This window comes from Gammaproteobacteria bacterium (assembly GCA_016705365.1).
Lineage (GTDB): Bacteria > Pseudomonadota > Gammaproteobacteria > Pseudomonadales > UBA5518 > UBA5518.
Map to the genome: position 1 here is coordinate 437,997 of JADIYI010000005.1, position 17,275 is coordinate 455,271.

The 17,275-nt window shown below is 63.0% G+C and carries 10 protein-coding genes and 4 pseudogenes; all 14 read left to right on the plus strand.

Translation table 11 applies throughout. The annotated features are described in order from the left end of the window. Positions 1-143 precede the first annotated feature (143 nt). The 14 genes and pseudogenes from gyrA to IPF49_05835 all read left to right on the plus strand — a co-directional run bounded on the left by gyrA (position 144) and on the right by IPF49_05835 (position 17,272). On the plus strand, positions 144-2,735 hold the full coding sequence (gene gyrA, locus IPF49_05770; protein MBK6287147.1) for a DNA gyrase subunit A: 2,592 nt from the start codon (positions 144-146) through the stop codon (positions 2,733-2,735). A gap of 42 nt (positions 2,736-2,777) precedes the next feature. Then, positions 2,778-3,860, plus strand: a complete 1,083-nt coding sequence (gene serC / locus IPF49_05775) for a 3-phosphoserine/phosphohydroxythreonine transaminase (protein MBK6287148.1) — start codon at positions 2,778-2,780, stop codon at positions 3,858-3,860. Between the two features lie 8 nt (positions 3,861-3,868). Beyond that, on the plus strand, positions 3,869-4,996 hold the full coding sequence (gene pheA / locus IPF49_05780) for a prephenate dehydratase (GenBank protein ID MBK6287149.1): 1,128 nt from the start codon (positions 3,869-3,871) through the stop codon (positions 4,994-4,996). Between the two features lie 2 nt (positions 4,997-4,998). Continuing rightward, positions 4,999-7,275 (plus strand): annotated as a pseudogene (locus IPF49_05785) (bifunctional prephenate dehydrogenase/3-phosphoshikimate 1-carboxyvinyltransferase). Then, positions 7,275-7,975, plus strand: a pseudogene (gene cmk / locus IPF49_05790) ((d)CMP kinase). Before IPF49_05785 ends, cmk begins: the two co-directional pseudogenes overlap by 1 nt. A 160-nt stretch (positions 7,976-8,135) precedes the next feature. Further along, the gene (rpsA, locus tag IPF49_05795; protein ID MBK6287150.1) at positions 8,136-9,824 is read left to right on the plus strand and encodes a 30S ribosomal protein S1; all 1,689 of its coding nucleotides are present in this window, start codon (positions 8,136-8,138) and stop codon (positions 9,822-9,824) included. Positions 9,825-9,950: 126 nt separating this feature from the next. Next, positions 9,951-10,252, plus strand: a pseudogene (gene ihfB / locus IPF49_05800) (integration host factor subunit beta). A gap of 9 nt (positions 10,253-10,261) precedes the next feature. Further along, a complete protein-coding gene (locus tag IPF49_05805; protein MBK6287151.1) occupies positions 10,262-10,558 on the plus strand; it encodes a LapA family protein in 297 nt (98 codons plus the stop codon). Between the two features lie 45 nt (positions 10,559-10,603). Then, positions 10,604-11,342, plus strand: a pseudogene (gene pyrF / locus IPF49_05810) (orotidine-5'-phosphate decarboxylase). Positions 11,343-11,415: 73 nt separating this feature from the next. Then, positions 11,416-11,730, plus strand: a complete 315-nt coding sequence (locus IPF49_05815) for a helix-hairpin-helix domain-containing protein (protein MBK6287152.1) — start codon at positions 11,416-11,418, stop codon at positions 11,728-11,730. 126 nt (positions 11,731-11,856) lie between these two features. After that, positions 11,857-12,942 (plus strand): glycosyltransferase family 4 protein, encoded by a 1,086-nt coding sequence (locus IPF49_05820; GenBank protein MBK6287153.1) that lies wholly within the window; start codon positions 11,857-11,859, stop codon positions 12,940-12,942. A 107-nt stretch (positions 12,943-13,049) separates the two neighbouring features. Beyond that, positions 13,050-15,056, plus strand: coding sequence for a polysaccharide biosynthesis protein (locus IPF49_05825; GenBank protein ID MBK6287154.1), 2,007 nt, complete (start codon positions 13,050-13,052; stop codon positions 15,054-15,056). 78 nt (positions 15,057-15,134) lie between these two features. Continuing rightward, a complete protein-coding gene (locus IPF49_05830; GenBank protein ID MBK6287155.1) occupies positions 15,135-16,103 on the plus strand; it encodes a DHH family phosphoesterase in 969 nt (322 codons plus the stop codon). 140 nt (positions 16,104-16,243) lie between these two features. Next, positions 16,244-17,272 carry a hypothetical protein gene (locus IPF49_05835; protein ID MBK6287156.1) on the plus strand — a complete coding sequence of 343 codons (1,029 nt, stop codon included), beginning with the start codon at positions 16,244-16,246 and terminating at the stop codon, positions 17,270-17,272. The last annotated feature ends 3 nt before the right edge of the window (positions 17,273-17,275 follow it).

A 17,275-nucleotide genomic window follows, 5' to 3' on the forward strand; every position in this document is an offset into this window, starting at 1 on the left:
CGTACCGCGCCCGTGAGGCCTTATCCGCGCCGCCACCTCGTGTGCTATGATGCCGCCTTTTTTGAGGGGCCCGGAGGATGATCCCGGGCAACCTTCCCCCCGACTTCCGGCGGGACAGGAATCAAGTTGTTTTTCAGGTGGTTATGGGCGAATCAGCAAAAGAGATCGTAGCGGTCAGCATCGAAGACGAGTTGCGTCAGTCCTATCTCGATTATGCGATGAGCGTGATCGTCGGACGGGCGCTTCCGGACGTGCGCGACGGCCTCAAGCCAGTGCATCGCCGGGTGCTGTTCGCGATGAGCGAACTGGGCAACGACTGGAACAAGGCCTACAAGAAATCCGCGCGCGTGGTCGGCGATGTGATCGGCAAGTACCACCCTCACGGTGACTCGGCGGTCTACGACACCATCGTGCGCATGGCGCAGTCGTTCTCGATGCGCTACGTGCTGGTCGACGGGCAGGGCAACTTTGGCTCCGTCGACGGTGACTCGGCCGCCGCGATGCGCTACACCGAGATCCGCATGCGCAAGATCGCCCACGATCTGCTGGCGGATCTGGACAAGGAAACCGTCGATTTCGTGCCCAATTACGATGGCACCGAGATGATCCCCGCGGTGATGCCAACGCGCATCCCCAACCTGCTGGTGAACGGTTCGGCCGGCATCGCGGTCGGCATGGCGACCAATATCCCGCCGCACAACCTGACCGAAGTCATCCGCGGCTGCCTGGCGCTGATCGATGATCCGGATATCGATATCGACGCCCTGATCGAGATCATACCGGGCCCCGACTTCCCGACCGGCGGGATCATCAACGGCCGCCTCGGGATCGTCGAGGCCTATCGCACCGGGCGCGGACGCATCTATGTGCGGGCACGGGCCGAAGTCATCGTCGACGACAGCAGCGGCCGCGAAACCATCATCATTTCGGAGATTCCCTACCAGCTCAACAAGGCGCGCCTGATCGAGAAGATCGCGGAGCTGGTCAAGCAGAAGCGTATCGAAGGCATCAGCGAGCTGCGCGATGAATCCGACAAGGACGGCCTGCGCGTGGTCATCGAGCTGCGTCGTGGCGAGTCCGGCGAGGTGGTGCTGAACAACCTCTACGCGCAAACGCAGCTCGAGAGCGTGTTCGGTATCAACGTCGTGGCGCTGGTCGATGGTCAGCCGCGCACCCTCAACCTGAAGGAAATGCTGGAAGCGTTCCTGCGTCACCGGCGGGAAGTCGTCACCCGGCGTACCGTCTATCTGCTGCGCAAGGCGCGTGAGCGCGGGCATCTGCTGGAAGGACTGGCGATTGCGCTGGCCAATATCGAAGCGGTGATCGAACTGATCCGCAGTTCGCCGAGTTCGGTGGAAGCGCGCGAGCGGCTCATCGCGCGGTCGTGGGAGCCGGGCTCGGTGCTGGTCATGCTGGCCAAGGCCGGTTCCGATGCCTGTCGCCCGGAGGATCTCGCGCCCGAATACGGCTTGCGTGAAGGCGTCTATCGCCTGTCACCCGAGCAGGCGCAGGCAATTCTCGATCTGCGTCTGCATCGCCTGACCGGCCTCGAGCATGAAAAGCTGCTCGAGGAATACCAGCAGAAACTCGCCCAGATCGCGGATTACCTGGATATCCTCGGCGATCCGGGGCGGCTGATGCGGGTGATCCGCGAAGAGCTCGAAGTCGTGTCCGCGGAGCATGGTGACGCGCGCATGACCGAGATCGTTTCGAGCCGCCTCGATCTCAGCGCCGAGGACCTGATTCCGGTGGAAGAACGCGTGGTCACGGTGTCTTTCGGCGGCTACGCGAAATCCCAGCCGCTCGAGACCTACCAGTTGCAGCGCCGCGGCGGTATGGGGCGCTCCGGTGCACCGGTGCGCGACGAGGACTCCATCGAGCACCTGCTGATCGCGAGCACCCACGATACGATCCTGTGTTTTTCGGATCGCGGCCGGGTTTACTGGCTCAAGGTCTACGAGATTCCGGTGGCCTCGCGTATCGCCAAGGGCCGTCCGCTGGTGAACCTGCTGCCGCTGGTGGACGGCGAACGCATCACCTCCTTGCTGCCGGTAACCAGCTACAGTGCGGATCGCTGGGTATTCATGGCGACATCGGATGGTACCGTGAAGAAGACGCCGCTCGATGCGTTTTCGCGCCCGCGCGGTGCCGGCCTGATCGCGATCGGTCTCGGCGAGGGCGATCACCTGGTCGGTACCGCGATCACCGATGGCGACAGCGATGTGATGTTGTTCAGCAGCGGCGGCAAGGCCGTGCGCTTCAAGGAATCCGCGGTGCGCGCGATGGGACGCAGCGCCCGAGGCGTCAGGGGGATCCGTCTTCGCGAGGGGCAACGGGTGGTTTCCCTGATCGTGCCCGATTCGACCTCCGCCCATGTGCTGTCCGTAACCGAGAAAGGCTACGGCAAACGCACCGCGACCGGGGACTTCCCGTTGCGCGGACGCGGCGGACAGGGTGTGATCGCGATGCGCACCGGCGCGCGCAATGGCAATCTGGCGGTTGCCATTGGTGTCGCGCCCACGGACGAGGTGATGCTGATCAGCGACCAGGGAACCCTGTTGCGCACGCGCGTCGAGCAGATTTCATTGCTCGGCCGCAACACCCAGGGTGTACGGATCATGAATATCCGCGAAGGCGAGAAGCTGGCGCGCCTGGCGAGCATTTCGGAGTCCGAGCAGGTTGCCCGTGACGACGAGGGTGATGATGAGGTGGCAGCGGGCGATGAAGCCGAGTGACGGTCTGCCGGCGTTTTTTCAGCATATGAGGTCAGCATTACGATGAGCAGGGTGTTCAATTTCTGCGCGGGACCGGCCGCGCTGCCAGAGTCAGTTCTCGAGCGCGCACGCGATGAGCTTCTCGACTGGCACGGACGCGGACTTTCAGTGATGGAAATGAGCCATCGCAGCCGCGAGATGGTCGGCATAGCCGAACAGGCCGAAGCGGATTTTCGCGAGCTGATCGGCATCGGCGACGATTATGCGGTGCTGTTTCTGCAAGGTGGTGCCACAGCGCAGTTCGCCGCGGTGCCACTCAACCTGCTGGGTGCGTGCACCTCGGCCGATTATGTGAACACCGGGCAATGGTCGATAAAGGCGATCGCCGAAGCGCAGAAATTCTGCAAGGTCAATGTGGCGGCGAGTTCCGAAGCCGAGCGCTTCATGAGCGTTCCCGCCGAGCAGTCGTGGCAGCGCTCGGCCGACGCCGCGTATCTCCATTACACCCCGAACGAAACCATCGGCGGCGTGGAATACGGCTGGGTTCCCGAGGCCGGCAAGGTGCCGCTGGTGGCCGATATGTCCTCGACGATCCTGTCGCGCCCGCTCGACGTCACGCGCTTCGGTGTGATCTATGCCGGCGCCCAGAAAAACATCGGGCCGGCGGGGCTGGTGCTGGTCATCGTGCGCCGCGACCTGCTGGGGCATGCCGATCCGCGCACGCCCGCCGTGCTCGACTGGACATTGCAGGCCAAGAACGCCTCCATGTACAACACGCCGCCGACTTTCTCGATCTATCTCGCCGGACTGGTCTTTCAATGGCTGAAAGCGCGTGGCGGACTTGTTGCCGTCGGCGAGGAGAACCGGCGCAAGGCGCAGACCTTGTACAGCTATATCGATGGCAGCGGTTTCTACGCGAACCCGGTCGATCCGGCGGCCCGGTCATGGATGAACATCCCGTTCACGCTGGCGGATTCCGCGCTCGAGAAGCCGTTCCTGGCGCAGGCGAATGAGCGCGGCCTGCTCAATCTCGAAGGACATCGCTCGGTAGGTGGCATGCGTGCCAGCATCTACAACGCGGTCGGCATGGACGCGGTGGAGGCGCTGGTCGGTTTCATGAAGGACTTTGCGGCGCAGAAGGGCTGAGCAAGGTGGTGTCAGAGAGTACGCCGGCAAGCGCCGACCTGGAGCGGATCCGCGGCGAGATCGACCGCATCGATCGGCAGTTGCAGGAACTGCTCAATCGCCGTGCCGAGTGCGCGCAGCAGGTCGCCGAGGTAAAGAAAGCCGAATTGTCCGGTGCGGGACCGCAGCCCGACGGGTCGGGCGCGGCATTCTATCGCCCGGAACGCGAAGCGCAGGTTCTGCGGCGCGTGATGCAGCGCAACAGCGGGCCATTGCCGGCGGCGGAAGTCGCGCATATTTTTCGCGAGATCATGTCGGCCTGCCTGGCACTCGAAAAGCCCATGACGATTGCCTTTCTCGGGCCGGAGGGAACCTTCACCCAGGCCGCCGCGATCAAGCATTTCGGGCACGCGGTGCAGAGCCGCCCGCTGGCGACGATCGGCGCGGTGTTCGACGCGGTGGAGTCCGGAGAGGCGGACTACGGCGTCGTGCCGGTGGAAAATTCCACCGAAGGTATGGTCACGCACACCCTGGACAGCTTCATAAAGTCCTCGCTGAAGATTTGTGGCGAGGTCGAACTGCCGATCCGCCTGCACCTGCTGGGAGCGCCCGATTGCCGCGTGGAGAAGCTGAGACGTATCTGTGCACACCAGCAGGCGCTGGCACAAAGCCGCAATTGGCTGGAGAAAAACTGGCCGGACATCGAGCAGCAGCCCACCTCCAGCAATGGCGAGGCGGCGCGCCTGGCCGCGGCAGATGTCTCGGTGGCGGCGGTGGCGGGCGATATGGCCTGTGATACCTACGGATTGGTCCGGCTCGCCTCCAATATCCAGGATTATGCCGCCAATACCACTCGCTTTCTGGTCGTGGGACGCGAGCAGGTGCGCCCGAGCGGCAGCGACAAGACATCGATCATCGTCTCCACCCGCAACAAGCCGGGGGCTTTGTTCCGCCTGCTCGAGCCGTTCCAGCGCGAGCAACTGATGCTGACGCGGATCGATACGCGGCCCTCGCGTTCGGAGACCTGGACATATCTGTTCTTCATGGAATTCGAAGGTCACCAGGAGGACCCGAAGGTCGCGGCGGTGTTGCGCGAGCTCGAGGAGCAGACGGTGATGATGAAGATTCTCGGCTCCTATCCGCAGGCTGTCATCTGAGAATGAAAAACGACGCGCTTCGTATCGACAACCTGCTGGTGATCGGTCTCGGACTGATCGGTGGCTCGCTGGCAATGGCCTTGCGCGGGCGCGGTTTCGCCGGCTCGTTCAGTGCATTCAATCGCAGTCCGTCCGGTATCGAACTGGCATTGCGGAGCGGCATCATCGATGTGGCTCCGGCATCGCTCGAGGAGGCGATTGCTGCCGCTGACCTGATCGTGATCGGTGTGCCGACCCTTGCCGTCGAGCAGGTGATGGAAGCCATCGCCCGGCATCGGCGCCCCGGCGCGGTGGTGACGGATGTCGCCAGCGTCAAGGGAAGCGTGGTCGAGGCTGCGCGGCGTGTATGGGGTGAAGTTCCCGCATGGCTGGTGCCGGGCCATCCCATTGCGGGTTCGGAAAAATCCGGTGTGCAGGCGGCGCGCGTGGACCTGTTCGAGCGTCATCGCGTGATCCTCACGCCGCTCGCTGAAACCGCTCCGGCGGCGCTCGAGCTGGTCGATTCGATGTGGCGTCTGACCGGCGCGGAGGTGGTGCACATGGGTGTCCTCGAGCACGATCGCGTGCTCGCGATGACCAGCCATTTGCCGCATGTGCTGGCATTTTCGCTCGTCGACAGCCTCGCAAGACAACCCGCGAGCGCGGATATTTTTCGCTTTGCCGCGGGCGGATTCCGCGATTTCACCCGCATTGCCTCGAGTGACGTGGTGATGTGGCGCGATATCGCGCTTGCCAACCGCGATGCCCTGCTGGGAGCGATCGATGGCTTTTGCGCACAGCCTGTCCGGGTTGCGCGAGGCGATTGCCGCAAGCGACGGGAGCCGCATCCAGGAGGTGTTCGAGCACGCCCGCAGCGCGCGTGAAATCTACCTGCGCTGGCACGAGGAAAGCGATCAGCAGCGATCGCGCACGGGAGCGGGGGAGTGAGCGTGCAGGACGGCAGACTTGATTTCGTGGCGCGTGGTGGCGGCTCGTTGCAAGGTGTGCTGCAGGTGCCCGGTGACAAATCGATCTCGCATCGCTCGATCATGCTCGGCTCGCTTGCCGAGGGAGTGACGCAGATCAGCGGTTTTCTCGAAGGCGAGGACAGCCTGGCGACGATTGCGGCCTTTCGTGCGATGGGAGTGCGCATCGCGGGGCCCGACGCGGGCGCGGTGCGCATCGACGGTGTCGGGCTGCACGGCCTGCGTGAGCCGCAGGGCGAGCTGTACCTCGGCAATTCGGGCACCTCGATGCGGCTGTTGACGGGGCTGCTGTGCGCCCAGCGTTTCCCGACCCGCCTGACCGGCGATGCCTCGCTGAGCCGTCGCCCGATGGCGCGCGTGGCCGATCCCCTGCGCCTGATGGGTGCCCGGATCACGACCGCCGAAGCAGGCCGTCCACCGCTGCTGGTCGGTGGCGGGGCGAAGTTGCATGGCATCGCATACCGGATGCCGGTGGCGAGCGCACAGGTGAAATCCGCGCTGTTGCTGGCCGGCCTGTATGCCGCCGGCCGCACCAGCGTCATCGAACCTGCCCCGACGCGCGATCACACCGAGCGCATGCTGCAGGGGTTCGGCTATGAGTTACAGCGTGAAGGGGCAAGTGTCACGATCGAGGGCGGCGGCAGCCTGCGCGCCACCGCCATCGCAGTGCCCGCCGATATTTCCTCGGCCGCTTTCTTTCTGGTGGCCGCATCGATTGCCCCCGGCTCGGATCTGCTGTTGTGCAATGTGGGGGTCAACCCGACCCGAGTCGGCGTGATCAACATCCTGCGCGCGATGGGCGCCGATATCGAGATGCTGAACCCGCGCGTTTCGGGTGGCGAACCGGTGGCCGATCTGCAGGTGCGCGCGGCGGCACTGCGCGGCATCGAGATTCCGCTCGATCAGGTACCCCTTGCCATCGACGAGTTTCCGGCACTGTTCATCGCTGCCGCCTGCGCCTCGGGCACGACGGTGTTGCGCGGGGCGGAGGAACTGCGCGTCAAGGAGAGTGACCGCATCGATGCGATGGCGCGCGGGCTAGGCGAACTCGGTATTGTCAACGAACCCGCCGCCGATGGAATCCGCATCATTGGCGGCAGCCTGGGCGGGGGTCGCATCGACAGTCGTGGCGATCACCGCATTGCCATGGCGTTTGCCGTTGCCTCGCTGCGCGCCGCGCGGCCGATCGAGATCCTCGATTGCGCCAACGTTGCAACTTCGTTTCCGGGCTTCACCGGCCTGGCTGGCCTGGCCGGCCTGGACATCGAGGTGCGCCGCAACGAGCCCGGTGGCGAGGCGCAGGCACAATGCTGATGGCGAAACGAGTGAAAGAAGACATACCGGTAATCGCGGTGGACGGGCCGAGCGGGTCAGGCAAGGGGACGATCTGTCGCTTGCTGGCACGCGAACTGGGATGGAACCTGCTCGATAGCGGTGCACTTTATCGACTGGTCAGCCTGGCGGCGCGTAACCATGGTGTAAGTCTCGACAATCATGCCGCGCTCGAGGTGCTCGCCGGCCATCTCGATGTGCAGTTCCGGCCGGGCAACGAGGAATCGGCCGAGGCACGCATCATCCTCGAGGAGATGATGTGACGGAGCAGGTACGCAGCGAGGAGGTCGGTGCGCTGGCCTCGCATGTCGCGGCCATCGGCGTGGTGAGATCGGCGCTGCTCGTGCGCCAGCGTGCGTTCAAGATCCGCCCGGGACTGGTTGCCGATGGCCGTGACATGGGCACCGTGGTATTCCCCGAGGCGCAATTGAAGGTATTTCTCACGGCAAGCGCCGATGAGCGGGCCAGCAGGCGCTACGAGCAGTTGAAAAACACAGGGGGAGCTGTTAGCCTCCCGCGGCTTGTCGCGGACATAGAAGCACGTGATCGACGCGATACCGAGCGTTTGGTCGCACCACTGAAACCGGCTGCGGATGCGCTGACCGTGGACACCACGGGAATCAGCATCCAGGCAGTGTTCCAGTGCTTGCTGACGGAGGCGAGAGACAGGGGAATCGTGTGATTTCCCGGAAATGGTCGCGGTGCGTTTGCGCCGTGGCCCAAGGTGCCAGACATCGGGCAACCAACCAGCATCCCGATGGCTGGTATTTTATTTTCTGACCCTGTGCCGGCTGGGGCGTGGGCAAGATGTCATGCGGATGATCCGCATCAGGAACCAATCAATGAGCGAGAATTTTGCGCAGCTTTTCGAGGAAAGTCTCAGGACGGTAGAGATGGACGTCGGATCCATCATCACGGGTGTGGTGATTGCGATCGACAGCGAATCCGTCACGGTGCACGCCGGCCTGAAATCCGAGGGTGTGATACCGCGAATCCAGTTCCTTGACGACAACGGCGAATTCCATCTGGATATCGGCGATGAGGTACAGGTGGCACTCGAAGCCATCGAGGACGGTTACGGGGAAACCAAGCTCTCGCGCGAGAAGGCGCGGCGTTCCGAGACCTGGAAGAGCCTCGAAGGTTCGTTCGAAAACGGCGAAGTGGTGCGCGGCGCGATCAACGGCAAGGTCAAGGGCGGGTTCACGGTCGATATCCAGGGTATCCGCGCGTTCCTGCCCGGTTCGCTGGTCGACGTGCGGCCGGTGCGTGATACCGGGCACCTCGAAGGTCAGGCGCTCGACTTCAAGGTCATCAAGCTCGACCAGAAACGCAACAACATCGTGGTCTCGCGCCGTGCCGTACTCGAGCAGGCCAACAGTGCGGAGCGCGAGGCGCTGCTGGCCAACCTGCAGGAAGGCGCCCAGCTCAAGGGCATTGTCAAGAACCTCACCGATTACGGCGCGTTCGTGGACCTCGGCGGAGTCGACGGCTTGCTGCACATCACCGACATGGCGTGGCGCCGGATCAAGCATCCCAGCGAAGTCGTCAAGGTCGGCGACGAGATCGATGTCAAGGTGCTCAAGTTCGATCGCGAGACCAACCGTGTGTCGCTCGGTCTGAAGCAACTCGGCTCCGATCCATGGGTCAGCATCAAGGACCGTTATCCGGAGAACAGCCGGGTCAAGGCGCGTGTCACGAACCTGACCGACTACGGCTGCTTTGCCGAACTCGAGCAGGGCGTGGAAGGCCTGGTCCACGTTTCCGAGATGGATTGGACCAACAAGAACATCCATCCGTCGAAAGTCGTGCAGGTAGGTGACGAGGTCGAGGTCATGATTCTCGACATCGACGAGGAGCGCCGTCGTATCTCGCTCGGCATGAAGCAGTGCAGCGAAAACCCGTGGGATGTGTTCGCAGGGCAGCATGCGAAGGGCGAGAAGATCAGCGGCAAGATCAAGTCGATCACCGACTTCGGTCTGTTCATCGGCCTCGACGGCAATATCGACGGGCTGGTTCACCTGTCCGACATCTCCTGGCACGAAGCAGGCGAAGAGGCGGTGCGTGCCTACAAGAAAGGCGACGACGTCGATACCGTGATTCTTTCGATAGACCCCGAGCGTGAGCGTATTTCGCTGGGCATAAAGCAGCTGGAAGGAGATCCCTTCAACAGCTTCGTGGCCATTCACGACAAGGGTTCGATCATCAACGGAACGGTCACCGCGGTCGATGCCAAGTCGGCAACCGTGCAGCTTGCCGAGGATGTGCTGGGTGAGCTCAAGGCTTCCGAGATCAGCCGCGACAAGATAGAGGACGCACGCAATGTCCTCACCGTGGGCGAAACCGTCGAAACCAAGATCATCAATGTGGATCGCAAGAACCGCAAGATCGCCTTGTCGATCAAGGCCAAGGACGTGCAGGACGAAAAGGAAGCCATGAAGGCGCTGAAAGAGCAGGAAGCCGAATCGGCCCCGACCACCATCGGCGACCTGATCAAGGCGCAGATGGAAAGCGGCAAGGGGCGGGCAGAGTAGGGAAGCCACATGCGGGGCCGCGAGGCCCCGTATGCCTTCTGGCCGAGCTTCGCGCGTTAGACGCCCGCTGCAAACTGGTCTATATTGGGGCTGTCTGGTTTTTGCAATAAAAACAGAGAGTTGAACATGACCAAGTCGGAGCTCATCGAGCGCATTGCGACTCATCAGAAGCAGCTCTCGCCAAAGGATGTCGAACTCGCGGTCAAGATGATCATCGAGTACATGGCGCTCAGCCTGGCGGGTGGCAACCGTATCGAGATCCGTGGCTTCGGCAGTTTTCGCTGCACTATCGCGAACCGCGGCGCGGTCGCAATCCCAAAACCGGCGATGCGGTCGACCTGGTCGGAAAATACGTACCGTACTTCAAACCGGGCAAGGAAATGCGTGAGCGCGTCAACCAGAATGCCAACCAGGAGATCCATGGCTGAGGCGTGGCGATGAATATGCTGTTCAGGGCGCTGTTGCTCGCCCTGGTGCTTGCGGCAGGTACTTGGGCACTGCTGTTCTCTCTTGCCAACAACAGTCCGGTGCCGCTGGACCTGGTGCTGGTGTCATTGCCGGAGGCTTCTTTAGCGGTCTGGGTGATCGGCGCTTTTGTCCTCGGGGGCGTATGCGGGCTGGTGGCCGCCAGTACCGCCATCTGGCGTGCCCGCCTCGCGGTGTTGGCGTTGCGCCGGGAACTCAGGAAGGCCTCGTCGGCGCCGACCGGACCCGGCGTGTCCCGCGCGCGCTGATCGCGTATTGCTTCCGCAGGGGCATGAATGGAGGCGCGCTCGATAATGTCAGATCATCCCTCCGGCGCTGCACCTGATCCACGGATCATCGTCGCACTGGATTACGCCACCCCTGCGCAGGCCCTGCAACTGGCCGCAAAACTGGATCCCCGGGAATGCCGCCTCAAGGTGGGCAAGGAATTGTTTACGGTAGCCGGGCCGGCGCTGGTGCGCGAGTTCGTGGGCCGTGGTTTCGGGGTGTTCCTCGATCTGAAATTCCACGATATCCCGAACACGGTCGCGGGTGCGGTCCGCGCCGCAGCCGGGCTCGGGGTGTGGATGGTGAATGTACATGCCTGTGGTGGGCGCCGGATGCTGGAGGCAGCAAGTGACGCGTTGCAGGCGTCGGGAGATGCGCGCCCGTTGCTCACGGCGGTTACGGTTCTGACCAGCATGACACCGCAGGACCTGGCGGAAACCGGGGTGGATGGCTCCGTGGAGGACCAGGTGCTGCGCCTGACGCGCCTGGCGCTCGAGAGCGGGCTGGACGGCGTGGTGTGTTCGGCGCGCGAGGCGCCGCTGTTGCCGTGGCGCAGTGGGCGGCTCCGCGGTACTGGTCACGCCGGGCATCCGCCTCGAACAGGGCGCTTCCATGCACGACGATCAACGCAGAACGCTGTCTCCGGCAGAGGCCCTGGCGGCCGGCAGCGACTACCTGGTGATCGGTCGCCCGATAACCGCAGCCGCTGATCCTGCGGCGGTACTGCGTTCGATTTTGTCCGATATCTCCTACAGCAATCGCTGAGACCCTGTGCTAGATTTCTTCCCCGGCGCAATGGATGCGCCGGTTCAAGCTTCATCATTCAAGGAGGATCGCGATGAAACTCGCAAATGTTTTCAAGGCATGCGTCATTGGTGCGTCACTGCTGGCATTTCCGCCTGGCTATGCGGCGGCTTCCGCGGACAACGCCGCCGAGGCAAGCACCCGGCAGGCGCCTCGATCGGTCAATATCAATACGGCCGATGCGGCAACCCTTGCTGATGCCCTGCAGGGCGTCGGGCTGAAAAAGGCGGAGGCCATCGTTGCGTACCGTAATGAGCACGGACCCTTCAAGTCGGTGGACGATCTGGTCAACGTCAAGGGAATCGGCGAGAAATCGCTGGAGAAACTGCGTCCGCAGGTCGCGCTCTGATTTTCATCCGGGTTTTTTCCGGGGCGCCTTCGGGCGCCCGTTCTTTCCGCCGCAAGCCCCACGACACCTGTCACGTCCCTGTCTCGCAGGCAACAGATTGCCGGCCGGTGACGCGGGAAACACCGCGTGCGGGCGTTGCGTGTCGCCTGGTCGGCCGGACGCCCGGCCAGCGCTGTGCCCGGCAAGGCGCTGATCATGGAATTGACGAGGCTGGCGGGGGTTGTTGCGGTTTCGTTTGCAGTGGCCTGGGCAACGACCGGGTGGTATCTGGGGCGCGCGCTTCGTGAGGGCATCCTCGATGTTCCGAACCAGCGCAGCTCGCATCGGCAACCCACGCCAACCGGCGGCGGGCTCGGCATCATTGTGGGCACCCTGGTGGCCATGGCAACAGCCTGGTGGTTCACGGACGTTGGCGCGGACTGGTTATTGGCATTGCTGTTGTCCCTGTTGCTTGGACTGCTCGGATTTGTCGATGACCGCGTGCATCTGGGCGTGGGCGTGCGCATCGTGTGTCAGGTGTGCGCCGCACTGGCGGTGGTGACGTTCGGCATGCTTCAGTATGCGGGAACGGGTGTCCAGATGCGCCCCGGACTGTTATTGCTGGTGCCAGGTGTCCTGTACCTGGTGTGGATGACCAACCTGTTCAATTTCATGGATGGCATAGATGGTCTGGCGGGTACCCAGGCGATCTTTGTCGCAGCGGGCGGGGCGTTGCTCGCGAGCCGGGCTGGCGCTGCTCCCGACTCGGTGCTGCTGTTCGCCGGGGTCGGGGCTGCGGTTGCCGGCTTCCTGTCTTACAACTGGCCGCCGGCGCGCATATTCATGGGCGATACCGGCAGCCTGTTTCTCGGTTTCCTGCTGGCGGCGTGTTCGTTGCTGAGCGCGGCGCGCGGCGAGCTGGCGCTGCCCGTCTGGTTGATACTCTGGGCGCTGTTCGTGTGCGACGCGAGCATCACGCTGGCCGCGCGCATGCTGCGCCGGCAACCGCTGCACGTGGCCCATCGTGAGCACGCCTATCAACGTCTCGCCCGCCGTTTCGGCGCGCATCGGCGGGTGACGGCGCTGTTCCTGGCCGTGAACCTGTGCTGGCTGTTGCCGCTGGCGGTTCTCGCGCTCGGAGTGCCCGGACGGGAAATGCAAATCCTGTTGCTCGCCTACGCACCGATCATCGCCGGCGTGGTCTGGGTGAACATACGTTTGGGTCACGAATAACGGCCACATTTGCACAAATGACCGGGTAAGAGAGTCGCCCCGGGCAATTCCGGATACAATGGCGCAACGATACCGGCGCCGCAGTCACAGCTTCCTGGAAATTGCCGATGAACCGCATTTTTGCCAAGTTGCGCCAGCAGTCTCTAGCCGTCGGCGCATTCATTGCCCTGCTCTACGGCCGCCTTCTGGAGTTGCCGTCCAATATCAAGGAAGCGGTACTGCTGGCGCTTGACCTGGTGGCCATCCCGTTGGCGCTGACCGCCGGCATGGTCCTGCGTTACGGACATTTCGGTTTTGCGATCGGGCAGCGGGAAATCCTGGCCGGCCTGCTGACGGTGCTGATTTCGGCCATCATATTCCTGCGTCTCGGACTGTATCGCGCGGTGGTACGGTTCATGGGGCACGAAGCAATCATCGCAATCGTCAAGGGTGTGACGCTTTCCGCTCTTACCCTGTCGCTGATGATGCTGTTGAGCCAGGCGCATACGCCACGCTCGTTGCCGGTACTCTACTGGTTCCTGATGATGGTCTGCGTGGGTGGCTCACGACTCGCGCTGCGTTCGTGGTACCGGCATCACATGAGGCGCAACCTGCCGCGCGTCGCCATCTACGGTGCGGGCTCCGCCGGTCGCCAGTTGCTCACGGCGCTGCAGTGTGGCGAACAATGCGACCCGGTACTTTTCATCGATGACAATCCCGGGCTGCACGGCAAGGTGATAAACGATGTTCCGGTCATTTCGTCGCGTGAATTGCCGGTGCAGCTGAAGTGCCATGCAGTCACCGAAGTGTTTCTTGCCATGGCCTCGCTGAGTAATTCGCGGCGCCGGGAAATCATCAACTCCCTGTCCGAATACGCGGTGCAGGTGCGTTCCATCCCATCGTTCGAGGACCTGGTGCGCGGCCGCGCCGCCATCTCCGAGGTGCAGGAGATATCCCTGGAGGATCTGCTGGGGCGGGTGCCGGTGCCGCCGCGCCCCGAGCTCGTGGCACGCTGCATTGCCGGGAAGACGGTCATGATCACCGGTGCCGGGGGTTCCATCGGCGCGGAACTTTGCCGGCAGATCCTGGCCGAGTCTCCGCGGCAGTTGCTGCTGGTCGATTGCAGTGAATATGCACTCTATTCGATCGATCGCGAACTGCAGGAGCTCGCCGTGCGCCGCGGATTCCATGCGCGCATCGTGCCGCTGCTGGGCTCGGTTCAGGATTATGTGCGCATGCGCATGATCATCGACAATTTCGCGGTGGAAACGGTCTATCACGCGGCGGCCTACAAGCATGTTCCGATCGTCGAGCACAACGTCGTCGAGGGAGTGCGCAACAATGTGCTGGGTACCGTGAATGTGGCGCGTGCGGCGGCGGAATGCTCGGTGAGCACCTTTGTGCTCGTGTCGACCGACAAGGCCGTTCGTCCGTCGAACATCATGGGCGCGAGCAAGCGCGTCTCCGAGATGGTCATGCAGGCGATGGCGGCTGCGGGCGGCAGGACGCGATTCGTGATCGTGCGGTTCGGCAACGTGATCGGGAGCTCCGGCTCGGCCATCCCGCTGTTCACCAGGCAGATCAATACGGGTGGGCCCGTGACCGTCACGCATGCCGATGCCGAGCGCTATTTCATGACCATTCCCGAGGCAGCGCAACTGGTGCTGCAGGCGAGCGCCATGGGCAGCGGGGGTGATGTGTTCGTGCTGGACATGGGCGAGCCGATCCGCATCGTTGAGCTTGCCCGGCGCATGATCCACCTGGCGGGTATGGAAGTGCGCGACGAGCAAAACCCCCAGGGCGATATCGAGATCCGCATGATCGGGTTGCGACCGGGCGAGAAAATGCGCGAGGAGTTGCTGATGGGCGATGATGTGGGAGCGACGGGGCACCCCATGATCCTGCGTGCGCTGGAAGAGTTTCTGCCGTGGGCGGAATTGAAACCGGTCATCGAGCAGCTCGAGGCGGCATGCGTGGCTTATGATTGCTCCCGCATACGCGAAATCTTCAGTGCCACGGTGCGCGGCTTCGACAATCGATACGGTTGTTCCGATCCGATGGCTGAACGTGTTCGCCGCAATGCTCCCGCCGAGAGTGCCCGGGTGGAGCAGCTTTTCGCGCACAGGGCACGTTGACGCCGGCGCTGGATCAGCGGTTCGGCGTGGCGCGAGGCCGGCAACGGAAATCAACTGGAAATTCGGGAGTGATCGCGGATGCGTTATGTCGATGTGTTCAACGGCGATGCGGACGGCATCTGTGCGTTGCTGCAATTGCGGCTCGCGAGCCCGCGTGACAGCGAGCTGGTGACCGGGGTAAAGCGCGATATCGATCTGTTGCGCCGCGTGCGCGCCGGTGACGGAGACAGCATCACCGTGCTCGACGTCTCGATGGAGAAAAACCGCGAGGACCTGGATCGGCTGCTGGCAAATGGCGCCAGGGTATTTTATGCCGATCATCATTTTTCCGGCGAGGTGCCGCTGCATCCGAACCTGCAGTCGCTGATCAATACCGCGCCCGAGGTCTGCACCAGCCTGCTGATCAATGGCCACCTGCGCGGCACGCACGCCGCCTGGGCCGTGGTCGGTGCGTTCGGCGACAACCTCGGCACCAGCGCGCGGGCTCTTGCCACGACCATCGGCATGGCTGGCGATGCGCTCGCGGCGGCCGAAAATCTCGGCAACTACATCAATTACAACGGCTACGGCCCAAGTCTCGAGGATCTTCATTTCGCGCCCGATGCACTGTTCGAGCGCTTGCGGAGTTTTCCGGATCCCGCGGACTTCATGGCCGGTGACCGGGAGACCTTTGCCCGGCTGGAAGAGGGTTTCCGCAGTGATATGCATGCCGCTGCCGCGATCAAACCGCTGCGCGGCACGGCCAGCAGCGCGGTTTATCTTTTGCCTGACGAGGCATGGGCGCGGCGGGTAAGCGGCGTGTTCAGCAACGACCTCGTGAACCAGTATCCGGAGCGGGCTCATGCGGTGCTCACCGAAATCGGCGGTGGCGACCTGCTGGTCAGCGTGCGCGCACCGCTCGCCAGGCGCACAGGCGCGGACGAGATCTGCCGGCAATTTCCGACCGGAGGAGGGCGCAAGGCCGCTGCCGGCATCAATCGTCTACCCGGTGCGGATCTGGAGCGTTTCATCGCCGTGTTTGCCGGCTACTATGCGGCGGGCGCTTGAGGAAGACCGGATCACCAGTGACCGGTGATGCAAGACTGGTTCGGACCGACGGCTCGGTGGTTGATACAGGTCGAATGACCTACAGTGGTGCGGTCGGGCTGCGTTACCCGGACGCGGTCGTTCCCGGGAGGCGGGCGAGCATGAGCGAAAACCGGTTTCGAATGTCGCTTGCGATGCCGAGCCTCGCCTGTATCCTGCTCGCGGCCTTCCCGCCCACGGCAAATGCCGCCCCGCAGGCAGAGTCGGATGAGGTTTGTGCCGCGGGAAGTGATTGTGCTTCGACTCCTGTCGACGAATCATGGGTCGATGACTCCTATGAGTATGTAACCTCGCGCACCGATTCATTGGCGGTCTGGCTGGATTCTTTTTTTGCAACGCCCGAAGCGGACCTGGAATCGGCCGATTCGGTGCTCCGATTGCGCACCGAGTACCAGTGGGACGAAGAAGACGGCAACGATGTCAAGGTGCGTCTGCGCGGGAAAGTGGATCTTCCGCGCATCAACCGGCGGCTCAGCCTGGTGTTCGCCGAGGAGGACGAGGATCGCGATCAGGTGATCCCCAACGACGACAGCAGCGACAACGATGTGGGCCTGCAATACCGCTTGAGCGAGCGAACCCACTCGCGTCTGTATTTTTCGGTGGGCACCAATTCCTCGCTCGATTTCAAGTCGAGCCTGCGCTACCGCTTCGTCTATCCGATCAGCCAGGATTGGCGTTGGCAGTTCAGCGAGCGCCTCTATTACAAGCAGAACGACGGCTTCGGAGCCCTGACTCGCACTGACCTGGACTACAGCCTGAGTGACAACCGGATCATACGCTGGACCAACCAGGTGGATTACGGCGAGGAAACCGATGGGTTGGAGTGGGGCTCCAAACTGAATTACCAGATCCGTCTGAACGAGAAGGAAGCCTTGAGTTACTTCACGGGCGTTTCCGGCGAGACCGATCCCAGCCTGACCAAGGCCTATGCCGTGGGCGTACGCTACCGGCGCAATCTTTTCCGTCCCTGGATATTCTTCGAGATCGAGCCGTCCCATGAGTGGCGGCGCGAGTCCACCGAGGAACAGCGCCAGTCGGTGTGGATACTGACTTTCCGTCTCGAGTTCCTCGAGGAACTGAAAAATCGCCGGGGATCCCGGGAGGGTACAGTGCAGGGCGGGAATCCATGATCT